Source organism: Halomonas qinghailakensis, from assembly GCF_025820815.1.
Taxonomy (GTDB): Bacteria; Pseudomonadota; Gammaproteobacteria; order Pseudomonadales; family Halomonadaceae; genus Vreelandella; species Vreelandella qaidamensis.
In genome coordinates this window covers 2,270,345-2,291,450 of sequence record NZ_CP096973.1, presented here as the reverse complement: position 1 = coordinate 2,291,450, position 21,106 = coordinate 2,270,345, and the positions used below count along the sequence as shown (strand labels likewise).

Sequence of the window (21,106 nt, the reverse complement as noted above, 5' to 3'; positions counted from 1 at the left end):
TTGCGCCTTTTATCTTTATTTTACTTTTTCGATTTCACCACTTTCTATTTTAGCCCAATACTTATTCACCTCACGCTTAACAACAGGCATTAATAGATAAATACCAATGATATTTGGAATAGCCATCGCGAACAGCATAGAATCCGAGAAGTCGATCACAGGCCCCAAACTCATGCTGGCACCAATAATGATAAATAAGCAGAAAACGAAATTGTAGGCATTCTCTTTAGCCTTACCTTCGCCAACCAAATAAGTCCAGCTTTTTAGACCATAGTAAGACCATGCAAACATGGTTGAAAGTGCAAACAAAACGACCGCAATCGCTAGAACTATCGGGAACCATGGCAGGACAGTCGCATAAGCTGCTGAGGTCAATTCAACTCCCGTTAAGTCAGTTAACAACGCACCAGAAATAATAATCACAAGCGCGGTCATTGTGCAGATCACAACGGTATCGATAAATGGCTCAAGTAGGGCAACAAAGCCTTCAGACACTGGCTCACTAGTACGAGCTGCGGAGTGAGCAATAGCTGCTGAACCTATACCTGCTTCGTTTGAAAAAGCAGCCCTTCTGAAACCTTGTATTAAAGCGCCCAGAACACCACCAACGACACCTTCACCCGTGAAAGCTCCACGGAAAATTTCACCAAAAGCCCATCCAACCATATCAATATTGACAGCGATAATAACAAGACCAGCAATAAAATAGAGGCCAGCCATAGTAGGAATCAGCTTTTCGGTAACACGGCCAATAGATTTGATACCGCCAATAATGACACTTCCAACAACGACTGCCATAATTAAACCAAACAACCAGCCTTTACCAACCCAGAAGCTCTCAGCACCACCGGTAACATTAACAATTTGAGAATAAGCTTGGTTGGCCTGAAACATATTGCCGCCACCTAGCGCACCACCAATACAACAAATAGCGAAAACAGTCGCAAAGAACTTTCCCAAACCCCCTAGATTACGTTCTTCTCGCAGGCCACGCTCTAAATAATACATTGGACCGCCAGAAACTCTGCCATCAGGTAGTTCGTTTCGGTATTTCTGGCCAAGTATGCATTCGGTAAATTTAGATGCCATTCCCAGCAGGCCCGCGAGAATCATCCAGAAAGTTGCACCCGCTCCACCAATAGAAACAGCAACAGCAACACCCGCAATATTTCCTAGCCCAACCGTACCAGACAACGCCGTAGTCAGCGCCTGAAAGTGGGATACCTCTCCTGCATCTCCTGGTTTAGAGTAACAGCCGCGTACCAAGTCAATGGCGTGTTTAAACCCCCTAAACTGAACGAATTTAAAAAATAAAGTTGCAACAAGACCACAAATAACTAGCCACCCTACGATAAGCGGAAATTGCACACCGCCGATAGGTACCGAATAAAAAATAACATTTACAATAGGGGTAGCAATAGGTTCGAAAACACGACTAATTGCTTCATCCAAACCACCACTTTGAGCAAAAGCTTGAGAGGAAAAACCAAAAAGTACTGCAATCGCAATTATGCGGGTTAGTAGACTATGCATCTAAGAATCTCCAGCAGCTTGCACGGATCAGGGAATTAACAATTGAAATACATTCGACATAGAGAGCATTACTTTTTTAAGTAAAAAGCAACTTAGGGTACAATAGTAACTGGTACCGGTGAACTCTGAATCAACGACATACCAACACTTCCCACCAATAACTTAGTTAGCTTAGAAGCTCCCTTACGACCAACAAAAATCTGCGAATCTGGTTTATTCTTTGAAATTCTACATATAATTTCGGTAGGATTACCATGCTGAACTTCACTGGTAATCTTAACACCATCTTTACGCATCTTTTCGACAATTGGCTTGATAAACTTTTCTGCACTAGCCACTTCTTGTTGCTTACGTTCGTGGCGTTCGCGCATTTCTTCGCTAGACATAAATTTATAAGGAGACCACTCCAAAACATGCACAAGATGCACTTCAGCAGATTGATGTTTAGCACAGGCTACTGCAAAGTCCACAGCACGCTGACATGCATCTGTGCCATCGAAGCCGACAATAAAAGTCTTTACCATTTTCTTTCCTAATATTCTTTTTTTAATAAAGGAATACCTGACATAAAACCAGCAGCCAATAAAGACAGTCTGGCATCCTCCCGTAAAAGACCATAGTTGATTTTTATCGCTGGCCTTTAAACCACAATAATTCTGCCTAGAATTACTGTAAAGCAGTTTTTTCAAGTCAATAATACTTTAGCATTACGAATTGACTCGAAATTTACTAATGTTATTGTTTCAACCCAAATGGTTGAACGGTAATGACAAAAGAAACTGCAACTTCCTTAATTCTTAAGGTTTAGTTAGCAACGAAGAGCGATATTTTTTACGTTCCAGAGTGCACTATCGCAGTTCGGAAACAGGGCGGATGCAGACTCTGAGTGCAACACACTCATTGGATGGTTGATGGGCTTTCATGGTACTTGACCATCAGCTCGCTCATCACTTCTATCGGACATTTAAATCCAAAGCGTTTTCGAGGTCGCATATTCAGCTCAAAGGCAATGGCGTCCAGCTCTTCCTGGCTATGTGCTGAAAGGTCCGTTCCTTTCGGTAAATATTGACGGATAAGACCATTGATATTCTCATTGGCCCCACGTTGCCAGGGGCTGTGGGGGTCGCAAAAATAAATCGCAACGCCCGTTTCTTGAGTGATTTTTGCATGCTGTGCCATTTCACGCCCCTGATCATAGGTCATGCTTTTTCGAGCGGTGGTCGGCATTCGGTTCAGGGCGGCACTAAAACCTGCTACGGCGGATGTGGCGGTGGCGTCGTCCATTTTTGCGAGGATCAGATAGCCACTGCTAAGCTCTACCAAGGTGCCTACCGCGGACGCGTTATTCTTACCTTTGATCAGATCGCCTTCCCAGTGGCCAGGCATTTCACGCTTACTGACCTCGGGCGGACGTAAGTGAATGCTGATCATGTCAGGGATCTGTCCACGTCGATCCACTTCGCCACGACGAGGCTTGCGTGTGGTTTTACCTTGTCGCAAGCAGTGAATCAGTTCCTTGCGAAGGTGGCCAACAGGCAAGGCATAAATGGCCGTGTAGATGGTCTCTCGGCAGACGTAGGCATCGCGCAAATCAGGTAGTTTCATCGTCTTGAGCTTGCCGCTAATTTGTTCGGAGACAAGCGTCGCCGCAACATATGCACGATGAGATCAAACCGTTCGGTGCCTGGCAAAAGCTTACGCGCAGGACGACAGACCTCTCGACGCTTTTCTCGCTGACGCTGGGCGTACCGGGCGCAGTAACCGTTCTGGGCCATTTGGTTACGGCGTATTTCACGAGAGATGGTTGAAGGAGCTCGCCCCAGGAGCTGGGCAATATGCCGAAGGCTCATCCCTTGGGCTTGACCCACTTGGATGCTGGCACGTTCTTCAATACTGAGTTCGAGGTAAGACATGGGACAACACCTTAGCGAAATGCTCAGGTGTTGCACTCAGTTTCTGCGGCCAAGCAGTCATATAATTTCCAGAAGATGCGCCTTCGACTTTTCCAGCCGCTGGGCATGAGAATGGAAAAGGCGGATTGATGCGCGCTTTATCGCCCGCTTCAATCCGCCTTTTGAACGCTAGCTAATTGAGATCAAATACTGATCTCAAGCTTAGTTGGCTTCGCGCCAGCCGCCTAATACACGGCTATCTGGTCCAAAAAATACCAGCCTGTCGTGGTCAATCAGGTAGCGGTAGGCCGTATCGAGCATGTCGGTTACCCGCTTGGCATCTTCCATATTGGGGCAAGCCATGCGTGTCGAGGCGAGCTGGCTAAACTCGATACGTTGGTTTTCACCCAACTCCACACTGCCGGTAAATCGGTTACAACCATCCGAACCGCTCACGCTGCCGTCGCGTTCAATTTTAAAGAATGGCGTATCGGGTAACGATACCCGCTCATCGGTACCTATTAGCAGTAAATTCCAACGCTGATCGACTATCGCGCCTGATAGCGACATGCTTTCCGGCGCTGTTGTACTCTCTTGCTCTGGTGAACTGCTACACGCACTGATCAGTAGCGCGGTAGCGACACCGGCTAGCATTGCTCCAAATTTGACCGTCACTGTCTTATGCTCCTTATTGAAAATTACCAGCTTCCGCTATTTTCCATTGACACCCATGGTTCCTGAGGCGGCAACGCATCGCCTTTTTGCAGCAGCTCAACAGAAATACCGTCGGGCGACTTCACAAATGCCATATGACCATCCCGCGGCGGACGGTTAATAGTGACCCCATTATCTTGAAGCTTTTTGCATAACGCATAGAGATCGTCAACTCGGTAAGCTAGGTGGCCGAAATTGCGCCCACCGCTATACTCTTCCGGATCCCAATTATAGGTCAGTTCAAGCTCTGGTGCGGTTAAGCGTTCAGAGCGCGCTTCATCTTCTGGGGCAGCGAGAAAGACCAAGGTGAAACGGCCTTTTTCGTTTTCTTTACGGCGTACTTCTTTTAAGCCTAAGAGATCGCAGTAAAAATTTAGCGACACGTCTAGGTCGCTCACCCGCACCATAGTATGCAAAAACTGCATGTCACTCTCCCTTCATTATTTCTGGGTGTAGTCGCTAAAAATTTCGGGCGTGCTGTTACTTCGGCTCCAACTGAGCACAGCATAATCATCCACTCGGCCTGTCTCCATGCCTGGAGAACCATGCGGCATGCCTGGCACCGTTAGCCCAACCACCTCTGGTTGCTCTTCCAGCAGTCGCTTGATATCGGACGCGGGCACATGGCCTTCAATGACATAGCCATCAATCAAGGCTGTGTGGCAAGAAGCTAGTTCTGGTGGAACGCCATTAGCCATTTTAATAGATCTTAGATCGCCATCTCGCTGATGATTCACTTCAAACCCAGCCTCTTCGAGATGACTCACCCAGTCGCTGCAACAACCACAGTTAGGGTCGCTGTGCACATCAACAGTGGGCGCTGCTAATGCGTTGAGTGAATACGCAGCAAAAAAACTGGCTACCAGACGCTTAGTTAGACGATTTTTTGACATTTAAACATCCTCCTCACAGATCTGTATAATAATACATTTATTGTTTAGTCGTCGGGGAACACCCCAAGGAGACATTCGTGGATTCAATTACACAAGCTACTCTTGGGGCTGCCATTGGGGGTGCGGTGCTAGGTAAACGACTGGGCCGCAAAGCCGTGTTTATTGGCGCGCTGCTTGGCACACTGCCGGACCTAGACGTTGTGCTCGACTATGGCGATGCTGTGGCCAATGTGACAGAGCATCGCGGTTTTAGCCACTCGCTGTTTGTGCTAACCGGCTTAGCTACCGTCTTGGCACTGCTGTGTCATCGTTTTGCGCCTGCTCGGGATATATCCTTGGGAAGATGGTGGTGCTTTTTTGCGCTCATTTTGATCACCCACCCGCTACTGGATTCACTGACCACCTACGGCACACAGTTGTTCTGGCCACTCGATATGCCACCTGCAGCGTGGCCTATCGTGTTTATTATCGATCCTTTTTATACCCTGCCACTATTGTTAGCACTGATTATCGCCATTGCCACAAAAAAAGTACGTAAGGCTTGTACGATCGGATTAGCAATATCCAGCCTATATTTGCTACTGGCAGCAGGCACAAAATGGAGCATTGAGCAGCGCTTAGCACCAGCATTAGCGGACGCTGGTTTGCAAGCAGCCCCTATATTGATTCAACCAACACCGTTTAATATTGCATTGTGGCGCGCCACTGTTATTGACGGAGATCGCTATTTTGAGAGTTTGATCAGCGTGTTTGATGGCCAGCGAGAGCCAATATTTGAGCCTATCAAACGCAACGTTGCACTGGAGGAAAGTGCCCTGGCAGAGCCGCTAGGACAACGGCTAGTATGGTTTACAGGTCCATTTCTGCGTTATGACACACAGTGGATTGATGGCCAGGAAATGTTGATCGCCACGGATATTCGACTTGGCTTTCCCGGGTTTCATCCATTCAGTTTTACCCTGGCAACCCGGGATGGTGACCTTTGGCAACCAGTAGAGATTAGCGAAGAAGTAGACACATCACGCGGCCTTCGTTTTGCGACACTCTCCAGACTTGCTGTGAGAGCTACGGGCAATGTCACCGCACTATGCGCTAGCGACTTTATCGAACCCCACTGGCGTGTCGAGCCTTTCCTTTACCGCTGCTAACACACCAGTGAATTTAAAAGTTCGCACCAATTAAGGGGCTATACCCTGACCGCAGCCTTTGTACTGCTCCCCGCCGATGGTCAATGTGACTCGGGCGGGATATGGTTGGCCTTTCATATCATCAAAACAGGCGCCTGATTCAATACGTACACGGAAAAACTGATCAGCGTTGGCATTCTCAATCACCACCCTACCCGCTTCGTTATCCATGACACTCACCATATAGGGCATCGTTTGCGTCTCGCTACCGTAGGCTGTTGTCCAGGTCATGATCGGCGCATCATGGGCAAGCTCAATCGACCAACCTGGCTCATTACCACGCCCCAAGAACATCACGCCGGGGTGATCCGCCCGTGTGGCTGCTGCTCGGCGCTGCCCCTGTCGACATTGAAGCTGACCACGCGGTGTTTCCACCTGCGCCTGATCGCCACGGTTCCAGAAGCTGACCTCTCCATCCTGATAGCGCGCACCGCTTGCCACGACCGCTTCTGGTAAACGCCAGGCACCATGCAGTGACCAAAGCCGCAAATTATCGTCGTTCACCGCGGTGACCAAGTTTTGGTTGGCGGGCTGACACTCCCAGGCGTCAAAGTACGACGCGCTACCAGGAAACAGGACAGCAGGCAGTAATGGTGCACTGCTGTGTACCGTTGTTTTAGACACTTCAGCAGTAGAATCAGCAGGTGTTGCCCCAGTATTTGCACAGCCTGCCAGCACAACCGAGGCAGTCAGCGCAATTAAACCAGTTAACCGATTAGGTAAGTAAGTCATGCATCCTGCTCCCTGTTGTTATCACTGTTGTTACCACTATTACTATTCATGCCGCTATCTTTGTGATGTTTTTCATTATCATAAACATCGTCAATGGACGCCTACTTAGCGTTCAGCGCATTTCTTCTGAATAAACAAATTCAATTCGTTTAGCGGCGCTTAAATGCTTTTAAGTCCTGTGGATCAAAACTGTCAACCTGGGCTGGCAGCCCTAACTCTTCGCGTTTTAGCCTTATCTGCATTTTTTCAGCGAGACGTTCTGAATCATCATCGGTAGTACGACCGTTGAGTTCAGCGAGCTGCGTCATCCCCTGATGGTAAAACGTCACGATATCCAGCGCTACGCGATTATCTTCTTCCACTCCCCGGCGCAGTGGCTGTAGGTAACCACTAATATGGGAAAGGTGATGCTTGAGCTGCCAAACATAGCGCATTTCAGTCATCCAAGGCCGATCCTTGAGAACTGCAAACATCGCGCTAGTGGCTAATAGACCTAGAAACACACCCAGCGCATTAAGCCATAGACTACTGCCAAAAGCAGATGTTAAAAGCATTGAGAACAATAGCCCAAAGACGATCAACTGCCCTGCCATGGCAATGCTGATCATTCGCGCCTTGCGCTGATAACTGCTAGGGTCATGCTGCTCAAGAGTGAAAACCATGGCCAACCTCATCATCAAAAGTAGTCCCTTATGATACGGGGCTGACCAGGGCAAACAAGTGATTATCAAGCTCGCCGTAGATAACCGGTATTAACTCATTCGCTCGGCAGCAGTTTTAAGCAACCGTTCGGTCGTTTCCCAACTCACACAGGCATCGGTCACCGACACGCCGTAACGCATCGCGTTGGGTGACAGCGCTTGCTTACCTTCATACAAATGGCTTTCGAGCATTAATGCGACCAAATTAGCATCGCCCGCTTTACGCTGCGCCAGCACGTCGAGCATAACCTCACTTTGGCGTCGGTGATCTTTTCGCGCATTGGCATGACTGCAGTCCACCATTAAGCGAGGATTCTGTCCGGCGTCTCGTAAGGTATTCACCGCTGCTCGCACATGATGCGCTTGGTAGTTTGGTTCGCCATGACCACCTCGTAACACCACATGCGTATTGGGGTTACCAGCGGTTTCCTGCATGACCGGCCGCCCTTCACTATTCATTGCGAAACGCTGGTGGGAATGCGCCGCTGCCTGCATAGCATCAATAGCAACCTGGACGTCGCCACTAGTGGCATTTTTAAACCCCACTGCTGCCGTGAGATCGCTGGCCAGCTCGCGATGCAGCTGTGATTCCGTGGTACGTGCGCCAATAGCGACCCAGCTCAACAGATCATCTAAGTAAGGTGCCAACATGGGCTGTAAAAGCTCAGTAGCCACCGGCAAGCCCCGTGAGGCTACGGCATGCATCAACTCACGAGAGAGCGATATACCCTTTGGCATATCGCCACTGCCGTCTAAATCAGGGTCATAGGCCAAACCTTTCCAACCCACTGTAGTTCGTGGTTTTTCAACGTAAACACGCATTACCGGTAGCAGTTGCTCGCTCACTTCTTCACTAAGCGCAGCCAGCCGATCGGCGTACTCTAGCGCGGCATGCGGGTCATGGATAGAACAAGGGCCAACTACCACTAATAAGCGGTTATCTTGACCATTCAAAATGCGCTGAACCGCTTGGCGCTGATGGGCAATTTGCGCATTCAATTGGCTATCGATACCTACGCTGCGGCGTAGCTCTGCTGGCAAAGGCAACGGCTGCGATGAGTTCGTGGGGCCATTCGTTAATGACGCTAGATTTGACAAGGTTGTACAAGCAGGGCTGACATGGGCATTCATAACTTAACTCTCCGGAAGCGTATGACATCGTGATAACAACAACATGCCACCCTGGCTTGCACGGTCGGAGGTGGCAGCTTGCACCGACCGCGCGTCGCTAAATCGCCAGCCATAGCCATAACCGATATAGTTAGCAACGTTGGCGAGCAGATTAGCGAGAGAGTTTGCGCGGTACATCATGATGCAGCTCCTTGATGAAAGTCCTGTGAAATCTGAGCAATTAACCTAAATAAACAGTTAAAACAAAAGAAGCCTCGGTTGGGCTACCAACCGAGGCTTCTTTGCATGCGGCAGGCAACCTAGTCGGTGTGCCTGATGACGCGACGCTAATGGTCGGCCAGGGGCACACCGTAGCTAAACCAATAGACAGCATAAAAGAACGCAGCAACACACGCCCACACACCAGCCGCCGATGCTGGCTTTGCTTGTGTGTGTTGAATGCATTGTGCTGTGTGCATGGCTACGTCCTGATTCACATTAATTGTCGAGAACAGTGCTTCTAATGGGTTAATCCTGCCTGCATAGAGGCAAAATGGCAACCATCAACCGCCAAACGCTTGTATCCAACCAATAGTAGCGGGCAGTGCGCTCATACTCACCAGCACAACAACACCGAGCACAATAGCAAGCAAACCTGATTCGTCTTTAAAGTTGTCGTCATGGTGGGCCATGAAAGCCTCCTTTTTATCAGTATCGGTTACCGGCATATGCCGAACACCAGTTATTGGCCAGCTATTTTAGTGAGGACGAGGCGCGTAAGCAAACACATCTGAGAACATTCGCTCACTGTCAATACCTTTCCGTTCTAAGATATTAACACAGGCGTACACCATACCCGGCGAACCCGACAAGTAGATATCACAGCCGCTGGGCGACCCAGCCATTCCACTCTCAAGCATGTTCTCAAGATCACTCTCTAACACCAAGTCAATGCGCCCTTGATGATGCGTGATACGCTCGCCTTCTGCTAGCGGCTCAGTCAGTGGAAACTCTGTCACCGCTTGGAAAGAAATATTGGCATACTGCTGTGCCCATTCGCAGGCCAGATCTTCCGCATAAAGATCACGATGTTCGCGATTGGCCCACCATAGTGAAATGGGCCGTTCAGGCTGCTGTCTTAGTACCGCCTCAACAATCGCCTTCATTTGTGCAAAGCCTGTACCTGCAGCAATTAGCAACAGAGGACGCTCGCTTTGCGTGTCTAATACACATTCACCGCTGGGTAGGCGAACAGTCAACTGATTAGCTACCTGCAATAACTCTCGCAGGCGAGCAGAGTTATCTCGCTCAGGCCAGTGCTGAATATGTAATTCGATAATACCGTCACCGCGTTCCGCGCTGGCAATAGAAAACGGTACCCAAGTGTTATCGTCTAGTTTGAGCTCTAAATACTGCCCAGGCGCATGCTGCATGGCCTCGGGCCGCCCTTCCAGGGTCACCCCAAAGACATCGGGATTTAAATCCTCAACGGCGGTTACCTGGCAGATTAACGTTCTGCAAGTTAACGTGCTTGCGCTCATGAAAGCCTCTATATAGAAAGTCGCCTGACCTGCGCCACTGGGTTAGCCGTGGCGAGGAGTGGGTAATGGGATATCAATGCCCAGCTCGTCCCAGCGCTCGTCAACGCGGGTTTTTATCGAATCATCCATCACAATGGGCGTTCCCCACTCACGATCCGTTTCGCCTGGCCATTTATTGGTAGCATCGAGCCCCATCTTGGAACCTAACCCAGACACCGGCGACGCAAAATCGAGGTAGTCAATAGGCGTGTTTTCCACCATCACCGTATCCCGCGCCGGGTCCATGCGCGTGGTAATGGCCCACATCACATCTTCCCAGTTACGCGCATCGATATCGTCATCTAATACAATGACAAATTTGGTGTACATGAACTGACGCAGAAAACTCCACACCCCCATCATGACGCGCTTGGCGTGACCCGGGTACTGCTTCTTCATGGTCACAACAGCCATTCGATAGGAGCACCCTTCCGGTGGTAGGTAGAAATCGACAATTTCGGGGAACTGCTTACACAGAATGGGAACAAACACCTCGTTAAGCGCAACCCCTAAAATGGCTGGCTCATCGGGTGGGCGGCCGGTGTAGGTGGAGTGATAAATCGCGTCCCGCCGCATGGTCATCCGCGTCACGGTGAACACAGGGAAGTGATCAACTTCATTGTAATAACCGGTGTGATCGCCAAACGGTCCTTCTGGTGCCATATCGTCGGGGTAGAGAAACCCTTCAAGAATGATTTCAGCCGACGCAGGCACATCCAACTCTGCATGACCGCACTTGACCAGCTCGGTGCGCGAGCCTCTAAGCAACCCAGCAAAAGCGTATTCAGACAGCGAATCAGGAACCGGCGTCACGGCACCTAAAATTGTTGCAGGATCAGCCCCCAACGCCACTGCCACAGGGAATGGCTCACCGGGATGCGCTTTTTGAAACTCAAGAAAATCCAGCGCACCACCGCGATGGGAAAGCCAACGCATGATCAGACGGTTTTTACCGATTTTCTGCTGACGATAAATGCCAAGATTTTGGCGCTTTTTATGCGGGCCTTTGGTAATTACCAGCGGCCAAGTTACCAGCGGCGCGGCATCACCTGGCCAGCAGTGCTGGATCGGCAAACGGCCTAAGTCAACCTCATCACCTTCATACACCACTTCTTGCACGGGGGCTCGCTTGACATTTTTGGGCCCCATGCTGAGCACCTGCTTAAAAATCGGCAGCTTGTCCCAGGCGTCTTTAAGCCCTTTCGGCGGATCAGGTTCCTTTAGGAACGCAAGTAGTTTACCTACCTCGCGCAGTGCTTCTACTGAATCTTGACCCATACCGAGCGCTACCCGCCTAGGCGTACCAAACAGGTTGCCCAATAGCGGCATATCATGGCCCTTCACATTCTCAAACAATAGTGCAGGGCCACCAGCGCGCAGTGTACGGTCACAAATTTCAGTAATTTCGAGATAGGGGTCGACTTCTGCTTTAATCCGCTTCAGTTCACCCTGCGCTTCAAGCGCTGCAATAAAATCGCGCAAGTCGTGGTACTTCAAGGCACTCTCCTCAAGGCACTTACCCGGCTGTCAGCCATTACTGTTGCCAGTGCTTGGCTGCAAATGAAGCACTTAGCGTCGCTTCATCGCTTCAAAGAACTCCAGATTCGTCTTGGTATCTTTCAGACGATCAATCAAGAACTCTGTCGCAGCGGTGTCTTCCATCGGGTTAAGCAGCTTGCGAAGGATCCACATGCGCTGCATTTCGTCTTCAGACGCCAGCAGATCTTCGCGGCGAGTACCACTACGGCGAATGTTGATTGCAGGGAACACGCGTTTCTCAGCTAGCTTGCGGTCAAGGTGCGCTTCCATATTACCGGTGCCCTTGAACTCTTCGAAGATGACTTCGTCCATTTTCGAGCCAGTATCAACTAGCGCGGTGGCAATAATCGTCAGGCTACCGCCCTCTTCGATATTACGCGCGGCACCGAAGAAACGTTTAGGCTTCTCAAGGGCATGAGCGTCCACACCACCGGTGAGCACTTTGCCGGAGCTGGGCACCACGGTGTTGTAGGCACGCGCTAAACGGGTGATAGAGTCGAGCAGAATCACCACATCTTTCTTGTGCTCTACCAAGCGCTTGGCTTTTTCGATGACCATTTCGGCAACCTGCACATGGCGAGCGGGCGGTTCATCGAAAGTAGAAGCAACCACTTCGCCACGCACGGTGCGTGACATTTCGGTAACTTCCTCAGGGCGCTCATCGATCAGCAATACAATCAGATGGCACTCAGGATTATTGCGCGTAATCGACGTCGCGATGTTCTGCAGCATCAGTGTCTTACCCGCTTTAGGCGGTGACACCAACAGACCACGTTGACCTTTACCAATTGGCGCCGTCAGATCAATGATGCGCGCGGTAAGATCTTCGGTAGAGCCGTTACCGATCTCCATGCGCATCCGATCATCTGGGAATAGCGGCGTTAAGTTCTCAAAGAGAATCTTATGCTTGGCATTTTCCGGACGATCAAAGTTGATCTGGCTAACTTTGAGTAGGGCAAAGTAGCGCTCACCTTCTTTTGGCGGGCGGATTTTGCCGGAAATGGAATCACCTTTACGCAGATTGAAACGGCGAATCTGCGACGGCGATACGTAAATATCGTCCGGTCCGGCGAGGTACGAGCTGTCGGCGCTACGCAGGAAGCCAAAGCCATCCTGAAGTATTTCCAGCACACCATCGCCGTAGATATCCTCACCGCTTTTTGCATGCTTTTTGAGGATAGCGAAGATGATGTCCTGCTTGCGCGAACGGGCTAGGTTGTCGATACCCATTTCACGGGCGATATCGAGCAGCTCGGGAACGGTTTTTTGCTTGAGTTCAGTGAGATTCATCGGTGTGTTAGAAAGTTGCTCATGAAAGCTAGGCGACAAGCGCCGGGAATAAGACAGGAGGCGTGGCCTAAATAGTAGGGCTAAGCGCCGAGTGATGCGTTCAGAACCCCACTAAGCACACGCTCAGATACTGATCGCTAGAGAGTTATCATAGCTATGCCTAAGAAGGAGTAGCGGCATAATTGACTGCTCAGCGTGAGGGTGCTAGCAAAATAGTTAATCTGATTAGCACAGAAAGGTGCTGTTTCAGGGGTTATCTGACGACTTGGACATCTGGCTGATGTCAATTGGATACGTACCACTCAAAATATCTGAGCAATACACTCGCTTAAATACACTTGTTTAATAGACAAACAAGCTAACTCGGATCAAGCCAGTAGCTCGATGGTAGTCAAGGCCCGAGATAAACGCAAGCCTTTGACAATTGACAATACTAATGAGGCACCGCAACCTTGGCATAGCCACTAGGAAGGAACGCCCATGCCCAAGGAAATTTCATTCCCTCTCGCCGCGTCGCCGGCTGAATTGGATAACACCGAACCGCAGCGCTTAGCCGCCATTGATCTGGGTTCTAATAGCTTTCATTTGTTGGTCGCCAACTATCAACATGAGCGCCTGCAAGTCGTCGCTAGGATGGGTGAAAAGGTTCAATTAGCCGCTGGGCTAGATGAAAACGGTTATTTAAGCGAAGCCGCGATGCAGCGAGCGTTAGATTGCCTAGGCCGCTTTGCGCCGTTTCTCACCGACATTGAGAGTGCCAACCTTCGCATTGTTGGAACCAATGCGTTGCGTGATGCCTATAACAGCCAAACATTTATTGAGCGTGCCGAAGCGCAGCTTGGACACGCCATCGAAATTATTGCTGGTCGTGAAGAGGCTCGCCTGATCTATTTGGGGGCCGCCCACGCATTGGCTGAGAATGGACGCCGTTTAATTGTCGATATCGGCGGTGGTTCTACCGAGTTCATTATTGGTGAAGCGTTTGAGCCTAAAGCACTTGAAAGCCTACGCATGGGCTGCGTCACTTTCAGCAGCCGTTTCTTTCGTGACGGCGAGCTCAGTGAAAAACGTATGCGTCGCGCTGAGCTCGCCGCCCTGTCAGAACTGGCCAATATTCAGCGACCCTACCAACGCCTTGGCTGGCAGGATCCAGTAGGTTCTAGTGGCACGATTAAAGCCGCTGCTAGCGTGCTATATGCCTATGGCGATACGCCTCAGGAAGGTGTTATCACTCGCAGCGGATTAAAAAAGCTGCGCGAACGCTTACTCAAATGCAAACAGCTAGACAAAGTTGAGCTAGATGGCCTAAAACCTGATCGAGCAAAAGTTTTTCCGGCAGGTATTGCCATTTTAAACGCTATTTTTGAAGCCTTTAATCTTTCCCAAATGCGCTTCGCGGATGGAGCCCTGCGCGAAGGGGTGCTTTATGATATGGCGGGCCGAAATAGCGCAGAAGATACCCGTTCTAAAAGCTTAGATGCATTGAAGCGGATTTATGATGTTGACTCTCGGCAAGCCGAAAATGTTGCCGACACTGCCCTTCGGCTATTTAACGACGTAAAAAAAGCCTGGGGGCTATCCCAAGAGCAAGGCCACTACCTTGTCTGGGCAAGTCATGTGCATGAAATTGGCCTAGCTATTTCTCATAGCCAGTTTCATCGCCATGGCGCCTACTTGCTAGAACATTCCGACTTAGCTGGCTTTTCGCGCCCTGAACAGCGCTTACTGGCGTTTTTAGTGCGTGCCCATCGCCGCAAGTTTCCCACCAAAGAGTGGCAGGCGTTACCCGCCTCCCATCAGGAAGGCTGCGCCAAACTTGCCCGCCTGATGCGTCTTGCTGTGCTTATTAATCACTCGCGATCTGAAGTTGCTCCACCGTTACCGGCTATTAAAGCAGAAGGCGAAACGCTGACGATAACGCTACCTGCCAGCGACGAGCCGACACTGCTAAGTACCGATATGGAGCAAGAACAAGCCTATATGACAGCGGCTGGCTTTACGTTTTTGGTAGTAGAGGCAAATCAATAACAACCCCTTCTGCCTGCCAGAGCACATTAGCAGGCGGCAGGATAACGGCCAAACATACCTTTCCATCCATCACGACAATCAAACGCTCACGCTCCCAGGGCGGTATTCCCCGCTCTTGGAGTAAGCGCTTAATATCTCGCCTTCCGCGCTCTTTTAACGCAATAACCTCTCCACCCCGTCGCCAACGCAGCGTTACGCGGCGTGGTGGTGTCAACGCTACTTGCAGCGGTCCTAAGGGCGTTGTCTGCTCCAGTACACCGTCCCATTCAACTTCCCAACTAGGCAACGGCGTCAGCGGAGGCATGAGGTAGAGACGGCGCTGCCACATGCGTGCTTCTGCACCCGGCCATACCACTTTGACCTGGGCATCGCTTGCCGCACCTAGTTGCGAAAGCAAGCTTTCCAGACGTTTCTGCGGCGGCGTTGGGAGCGCTAGCTGCTCACAAAGTGTACGCACGAGCAGTCGTTGGCGCGGTAAAGAGCATTGGCTAAGCAGCGTAGCATCCATGCAGCGCTCTCCTCGCATTAGCGTTGCTAGCTCTTCCGCGGCATAGGACGCCAACAGTTGGTCTGCCTCGCCGGCATGTTGGGCGCTGTTGGCAAGGGCCCGTGCAGCGTCAGGCCAACGTAGCTGTAAGGCTGGCATCACCTGATGGCGTAAGCGGTTGCGATCAAACGCGATATCGCGGTTGGTTGGGTCCTCGCACCAACTGATTGATAACCCATGCGCTGCATCAGCCAACGTCTGTCTACTGATACTCAGCCAGGGCCGTAGCAGGGTCAGCCCCTGCCAATCACGGCGAAAAGGCATACCCGCCAACCCACGCACGCCACTGCCGCGTAGCGCCGCCAACAGCAACGTCTCCGCTTGATCATCTTGGTGCTGGGCTAGCCATAGCGTATCGCCAGCGGGAATATGCGTCATGAACGCCTGATAGCGTGCTCGCCGTGCCGCCCCCTCAACGCCCTCGCCGAGTGTGTCTACCGCGACGCTTGCCGTCACCAGCGTTACGTTAAGCGCATCACACAGCGCCAGACAATGCGCTTCAAAGGCACTAGCTGCGGCCTGCAAGCCATGGTTAATATGAATCGCCTGCAGTGGGCGTCCTGCATCTCGACAAACTTCAGCGGCCAACGTCAGCAGCAGCGAAGAATCCAGCCCCCCAGAAAGCGCCACCCAAATAGTACGCCCCGGCGGGGTTTCCGCCAGGGCGTCATTTAGCAAGCGTAACAGCGGCTTAGGCGGCTGGAGCGCCATAGCTCATCAACCGTTTGTAGCGACGCTCTAGCAGTGCATCGCTATCAAAGCTTTGCAGACGTTCCAGACTGTTAGCCAACGCCTCTTTAACGCGCTCGGCGGTAGTCATTGGATGTCGATGAGCGCCACCCAACGGCTCTTTAATTAGCTCATCAACAAAGCCAAGCTCTTTAAGGCGCTCGGCGGTGATACCCATGGCTTGGGCGGCGTCAGATGCTTTTTCAGCGCTCTTCCAAAGAATCGACGCACAGCCTTCCGGTGAAATCACCGAATAAGTGGAGTACTGCAGCATATGTAGCTCGTCGCATACGCCAATGGCTAGCGCGCCACCGGAGCCACCTTCACCCACCACGGTGGAGATAATCGGCGTTTTTAGGCGCGACATCACTGCCAGATTGTAGGCAATGGCTTCCGACTGCCCCCGCTCTTCCGCATCGATCCCAGGGTAGGCACCAGGCGTATCGATAAAGGTTAGAATGGGCATTTTAAAACGCTCTGCCATCTCCATTAAGCGACAGGCTTTGCGATAACCTTCTGGCCGCGGCATGCCAAAGTTACGGCGCACCTTTTCTTTTACATCACGACCTTTTTGATGGCCAATGACCATCACCGGTTGATCGTCCAGACGCGCAATGCCACCAACTAATGCGGCGTCATCAGCAAAGTTACGGTCACCATGAAGCTCATCAAAGTCAGTAAAAATATGCTCAAGATAATCCAGCGTATAAGGACGCTGGGGGTGACGAGATATTTGAGAAACCTGCCAGGGCGTTAAATCCTTGAAGATCGATTCGGTTAACTTACGGCTCTTCTCCTCTAAACGAGAAATCTCGTCAGAAAGATTAACCTGGCTATCGGAGCTAACCAAACGCAGCTCCTCAATTTTTGCCTGAAGCTCGGCAATGGGCTGTTCAAAATCGAGATAATTAGGATTCATCGGCTCTGCCTGTAAGCTGCCTATAAAAAAAGAAGCCTTGTTGAAACGGGCATGTATAGTGGCATTATCGCACCCTGAACTTGCCACGCAAGGCAGTACCCTTTCAATTAGCGTGCCGCACGGTCATTTAGTCTTCCATCTGACACCGGCTCGTATACGTTTAGTGCGTTTTCTAACGGTAGCGTAGCTGAACACCTACCTGCCCTTGCACATCACGAAGGGCTAACAGCAGATCATCGCTGGGAGCTACTTTCCAGTCATCCGCCAATGCTAACCAACCGACCGCTTCTGAGTGACGATACTGCAGCCGAACTGGCAATCCGCCGGTATCGCGGTATGGCGTAAGGCTCTCGCGTAGGCTATCGACTAGACGTCCGTTGATCTGTTCAGCATCCAATGCTAATTCCACCGCTTCGCCATAGCGAATACGTGCGGTCACCATCGGCGTCACGTCTTTGCCCCGCAAGCGCAAACCGCCGGAAAAGTCATCGTTGGATACTTCACCTTCAACGATGATCACTTGATCAGACTCAATTTGGCCCCGCAGTTGATCAAATAGTTCGCCAAATAGCGAAGCTTCGATGCGCCCAGTACGATCATCTAGTGTGATAAACGCCATGGTATCGCCACGCTTGGACTTCATGGTGCGCATAGCTACCACTAATCCCGCCACCCGCTGCGGCTCACGCGAAGCCTTCAAATCACTAATGCGAGTAGAAACAAAGCGTTTTAGCTCACGCTCATATTCATCAATGGGATGACCGGTTAGATAGAGGCCCAGCGTATCTTTTTCCCCAGAAAGGCGCTCACGATCCGTCCACTCACGGGCGCTTTGATACTCAGCGTAAGGGTCTGTCGCTTCCTCTTCTGCGCTAAACGCATCGCCAAACATATCCAGCATACCCAGGTTTTGATTGGCGTGGTTTTGCGCAGCGGCTTTCAAGGCATCTTCCATCGCAGCGGATAACACCGCCCGATTCGGACCCAAGTTATCTAACGCACCCGACCGAATCAGCGCTTCCAGCGTACGCTTGTTCATGCGCTTGGGATCCATGCGCCGACAAAAATCGAACAGGTCTTTAAACGGACCATCCGTATTACGAGCTTCAACAATCGCCCCAATCGGGCCTTCACCGACACCGCGAATGGCACCTAAGCCGTACACCACGCGCCCTTCGGTATCTACGGTAAACTTGTAGCCACCGACATTAACATCCGGCGGTGTAACCGTCAGTTTGAGGTGGCGACACTCTTCTATCAGCGGCACCACCTTGTCCAGGTTATCCATTTCCGTTGACATAACGGCGGCCATAAACGGCCCAGGATAGTGCGCCTTCAGCCAGGCAGTTTGATACGACACCAAAGCGTAAGCGGCTGAGTGCGACTTGTTAAAGCCGTAACCAGCGAACTTCTCAACAAGATCAAAAATATTGCCTGCAAGGTCTTTATCGATACCGTTAGCCGCACAGCCTTCCATAAAGCCTGAACGCTGCTTGGCCATCTCTTCGGGCTTTTTCTTACCCATGGCGCGGCGCAGCATGTCGGCCTGACCCAATGAATAGCCAGCCATTACCTGAGCAATCTGCATGACCTGCTCTTGGTACAAAATAATGCCGTATGTCGGGCTGAGCACCGGTTTTAGAAGGTCATGCTGATAATCTGGGTGTGGATAAGAGACTTCGGCACGGCCATGCTTACGGTTGATAAAGTCATCCACCATGCCCGACTGTAGCGGGCCTGGGCGAAATAGCGCTACCAAGGCGATCATATCGTCGAGAGAGTCTGGCAGCAGGCGCTTAATCAGCTCCTTCATACCACGAGATTCCAGCTGGAAAACAGCGGTGGTTTCCGCTCGTTTCAGCATCTCAAACGTTTTACTATCGTCTAGCGGGATAGCGTCGATATTGAGCGGCGCTTGACCGTTTACCCCACGCACTTTATCGACCATTTCCAGCGCCCAGTCGATAATCGTCAGCGTCCGCAGGCCCAAGAAGTCGAACTTCACTAGCCCGGCGTCTTCGATGTCGTTTTTATCGAACTGAACCACGAGGCCTGAACCATCTTCATCGCATAACAGCGGCGAGAAGTCGGTTAGCTTGGTGGGGGCAATGACGACGCCCCCCGCGTGCTTACCAGTCCCCCGCGTGGTGCCCTCAAGCTTAAGGGCCATTTCCCAGATCTCTTCGGCTTCTTCGTCGTTGCCAATAAACTCTTTCAGGGCTGGTTCTTGCTCAATCGCTTTGGCAAGCGTCATTCCCACTTCAAAGGGAATCAGCTTGGAGAGCTTGTCGCCCAACGAGTAGGGCCGCCCCTGGGCACGCGCCACATCGCGCACCACCGCTTTCGCGGCCATGGTGCCAAAGGTAACAATCTGAGATACCGCATTGCGGCCGTAGCGATTCGCCACGTATTCAATCACCTTGTCACGCTTTTCCATGCAAAAATCGACGTCAAAGTCAGGCATGGAGACACGTTCAGGGTTAAGAAAGCGCTCAAATAGCAGGTCGTAGCCAATCGGATCAAGATCGGTAATTTTTTGCGCGTAAGCCACTAAGGAGCCCGCACCAGAACCCCGCCCTGGGCCAACTGGCACGTTGTTATCCTTGGCCCACTGAATGAAGTCCATCACGATCAGAAAATAGCCAGGGAAGCCCATCTGGATAATAACGTTCAGCTCAAATTCAAGCCGGTCACGGTAGCGCTGATTAATCTCGCGATAAGCATCGCTATCGCGAGGGTACTGTTCAGCTGGGAACAAAAAATCTAACCGTTCAGTGAGACCGTCATGGGAGACTTTGCGGAAAAACTCATCCTGGGTCATCCCGTCGGGTATTTCGAACTCCGGCAGAAAAATTTCCCCCAGGCGCACGTCAACGCTACACCGCTCAGCAATCATGACGCTGTTTTCAAGCGCTTCAGGAATATCGGCAAACAGTGCTGCCATTTCCTCAGGGCTTTTCAGGTACTGCTCTTCGGTATAGCGTCGTTCACGGCGAGGATCATCCAAAGCCTTGCCTTCACCAATGGCAACGCGGGTTTCGTGGGCCCAGAAGTCTTCCCGCTCTAAAAAGCGCACGTCATTGGTTGCGACCACCGGGGTATTTGATGCGATCGCCAGCTTCACACTCGCGTGAACACACTCTTCTTCAAGCGGCCGCCCGGTACGGATTAACTCCAGATAAAAACGATCTGGAAAGGCGCGCTGCCACTCTTCTAACAGCTCCCGGGCTTCGCGCTCATGCTCAGACAGCAAGTGACGACCTATTTCGCCTTCACGCCCGCCTGATAGTGCAATCAATCCTTCGCTTTGCGCTAGCACCCACTGCTTGTCCAGAATGGCTCGCCCGTGGCGCTGGCCATCCGTCCACCCTTTAGAAATCAATTCAGTGAGATTGCGATAACCAACATCGTTCATCGCCAGCAGCGTAATGCGATATGGATGGGCCTCATCATGAGGGTTGTGCAGCCATAAGTCGCTACCGATGATCGGCTTAAGGCCAGCACCCTGGGCCGCTTTATAGAACTTAACCAGACCAAACAGGTTAGCTTCATCGGTTAAGGCCAGTGCTGGCATCCCACGCTCCGCGGTGGTGCTGACCAGTGACTTGAGTTTTACCAAGCCATCAACCAGGGAGTATTCACTGTGCAAACGTAGATGAACAAACGGAACCGTCATGGGACTCTCAGCAACAAGGCTAGATAAATAGAAAAA

Annotated in this window: 18 protein-coding genes and 1 pseudogene; 2 read left to right on the top strand and 17 right to left on the bottom strand. The window is 51.1% G+C overall.

Annotation, left to right across the window (positions count from 1 at the left end; genetic code table 11):
• Positions 1-15: 15 nt before the first annotated feature.
• The 6 genes and pseudogenes from M0220_RS10755 to M0220_RS10730 form a co-directional block, all read right to left on the bottom strand.
• Positions 16-1,533 carry an alanine/glycine:cation symporter family protein gene (locus tag M0220_RS10755; RefSeq protein ID WP_264017620.1) on the bottom strand — a complete coding sequence of 506 codons (1,518 nt, stop codon included), beginning with the start codon at positions 1,531-1,533 and terminating at the stop codon, positions 16-18.
• A 92-nt stretch (positions 1,534-1,625) separates the two neighbouring features.
• Positions 1,626-2,222, bottom strand: a complete 597-nt coding sequence (locus M0220_RS10750; protein WP_198023694.1) for a universal stress protein — start codon at positions 2,220-2,222, stop codon at positions 1,626-1,628.
• 208 nt (positions 2,223-2,430) lie between these two features.
• Positions 2,431-3,446 (bottom strand): annotated as a pseudogene (locus M0220_RS10745) (IS30 family transposase).
• 201 nt (positions 3,447-3,647) lie between these two features.
• Positions 3,648-4,079: an META domain-containing protein gene (locus M0220_RS10740; RefSeq protein ID WP_051690113.1), complete on the bottom strand. Its 432-nt coding sequence runs from the start codon at positions 4,077-4,079 to the stop codon at positions 3,648-3,650.
• A 44-nt stretch (positions 4,080-4,123) separates the two neighbouring features.
• Positions 4,124-4,564, bottom strand: coding sequence for a lactoylglutathione lyase (gloA, locus tag M0220_RS10735; RefSeq protein ID WP_030070379.1), 441 nt, complete (start codon positions 4,562-4,564; stop codon positions 4,124-4,126).
• Between the two features lie 15 nt (positions 4,565-4,579).
• On the bottom strand, positions 4,580-5,032 hold the full coding sequence (locus tag M0220_RS10730) for a DUF411 domain-containing protein (RefSeq protein ID WP_030070380.1): 453 nt from the start codon (positions 5,030-5,032) through the stop codon (positions 4,580-4,582).
• Between the two features lie 77 nt (positions 5,033-5,109).
• On the opposite strand from M0220_RS10730, the gene M0220_RS10725 reads away from it, so the two are divergent.
• A complete protein-coding gene (locus M0220_RS10725) occupies positions 5,110-6,180 on the top strand; it encodes a metal-dependent hydrolase (protein ID WP_264017619.1) in 1,071 nt (356 codons plus the stop codon).
• 30 nt (positions 6,181-6,210) lie between these two features.
• On the opposite strand, the gene M0220_RS10720 is transcribed toward M0220_RS10725, so the two are convergent.
• The 8 genes from M0220_RS10720 to rho form a co-directional block, all read right to left on the bottom strand.
• Positions 6,211-6,951, bottom strand: coding sequence for an MliC family protein (locus M0220_RS10720; protein WP_030070382.1), 741 nt, complete (start codon positions 6,949-6,951; stop codon positions 6,211-6,213).
• A gap of 149 nt (positions 6,952-7,100) precedes the next feature.
• Entirely contained in the window at positions 7,101-7,613 is a 513-nt protein-coding gene (locus M0220_RS10715) for a DUF3087 family protein (RefSeq protein WP_030070383.1), read from the bottom strand.
• A 90-nt stretch (positions 7,614-7,703) separates the two neighbouring features.
• Entirely contained in the window at positions 7,704-8,783 is a 1,080-nt protein-coding gene (locus M0220_RS10710; protein WP_264017618.1) for a 3-deoxy-7-phosphoheptulonate synthase, read from the bottom strand.
• 3 nt (positions 8,784-8,786) lie between these two features.
• Positions 8,787-8,963: a hypothetical protein gene (locus tag M0220_RS10705; RefSeq protein ID WP_198023695.1), complete on the bottom strand. Its 177-nt coding sequence runs from the start codon at positions 8,961-8,963 to the stop codon at positions 8,787-8,789.
• Between the two features lie 362 nt (positions 8,964-9,325).
• Positions 9,326-9,454, bottom strand: coding sequence for a hypothetical protein (locus M0220_RS10700; RefSeq protein WP_264017617.1), 129 nt, complete (start codon positions 9,452-9,454; stop codon positions 9,326-9,328).
• 66 nt (positions 9,455-9,520) lie between these two features.
• Positions 9,521-10,303, bottom strand: a complete 783-nt coding sequence (locus M0220_RS10695) for an NAD(P)H-flavin reductase (RefSeq protein WP_030070385.1) — start codon at positions 10,301-10,303, stop codon at positions 9,521-9,523.
• A gap of 42 nt (positions 10,304-10,345) precedes the next feature.
• On the bottom strand, positions 10,346-11,839 hold the full coding sequence (ubiD, locus tag M0220_RS10690) for a 4-hydroxy-3-polyprenylbenzoate decarboxylase (RefSeq protein ID WP_030070386.1): 1,494 nt from the start codon (positions 11,837-11,839) through the stop codon (positions 10,346-10,348).
• Positions 11,840-11,911: 72 nt separating this feature from the next.
• Positions 11,912-13,171, bottom strand: coding sequence for a transcription termination factor Rho (gene rho, locus M0220_RS10685; protein ID WP_009724159.1), 1,260 nt, complete (start codon positions 13,169-13,171; stop codon positions 11,912-11,914).
• A 480-nt stretch (positions 13,172-13,651) separates the two neighbouring features.
• Between rho and ppx the strand changes: the two genes are divergently transcribed.
• Complete coding sequence (ppx, locus tag M0220_RS10680; RefSeq protein ID WP_264017616.1) at positions 13,652-15,199, top strand: exopolyphosphatase; 1,548 nt, start codon at positions 13,652-13,654, stop codon at positions 15,197-15,199.
• Here the strand turns inward: ppx and tilS are convergent.
• From tilS to dnaE, 3 genes are all read right to left on the bottom strand, one after another.
• Positions 15,168-16,457: a tRNA lysidine(34) synthetase TilS gene (gene tilS, locus M0220_RS10675; RefSeq protein ID WP_264017615.1), complete on the bottom strand. Its 1,290-nt coding sequence runs from the start codon at positions 16,455-16,457 to the stop codon at positions 15,168-15,170. The genes ppx and tilS overlap by 32 nt on opposite strands.
• Positions 16,438-17,394 carry an acetyl-CoA carboxylase carboxyl transferase subunit alpha gene (gene accA / locus M0220_RS10670; RefSeq protein ID WP_030070389.1) on the bottom strand — a complete coding sequence of 319 codons (957 nt, stop codon included), beginning with the start codon at positions 17,392-17,394 and terminating at the stop codon, positions 16,438-16,440. Before accA ends, tilS begins: the two co-directional genes overlap by 20 nt.
• 172 nt (positions 17,395-17,566) lie before the next feature.
• Positions 17,567-21,070, bottom strand: a complete 3,504-nt coding sequence (gene dnaE / locus M0220_RS10665) for a DNA polymerase III subunit alpha (protein ID WP_264017614.1) — start codon at positions 21,068-21,070, stop codon at positions 17,567-17,569.
• Positions 21,071-21,106: the final 36 nt, after the last annotated feature.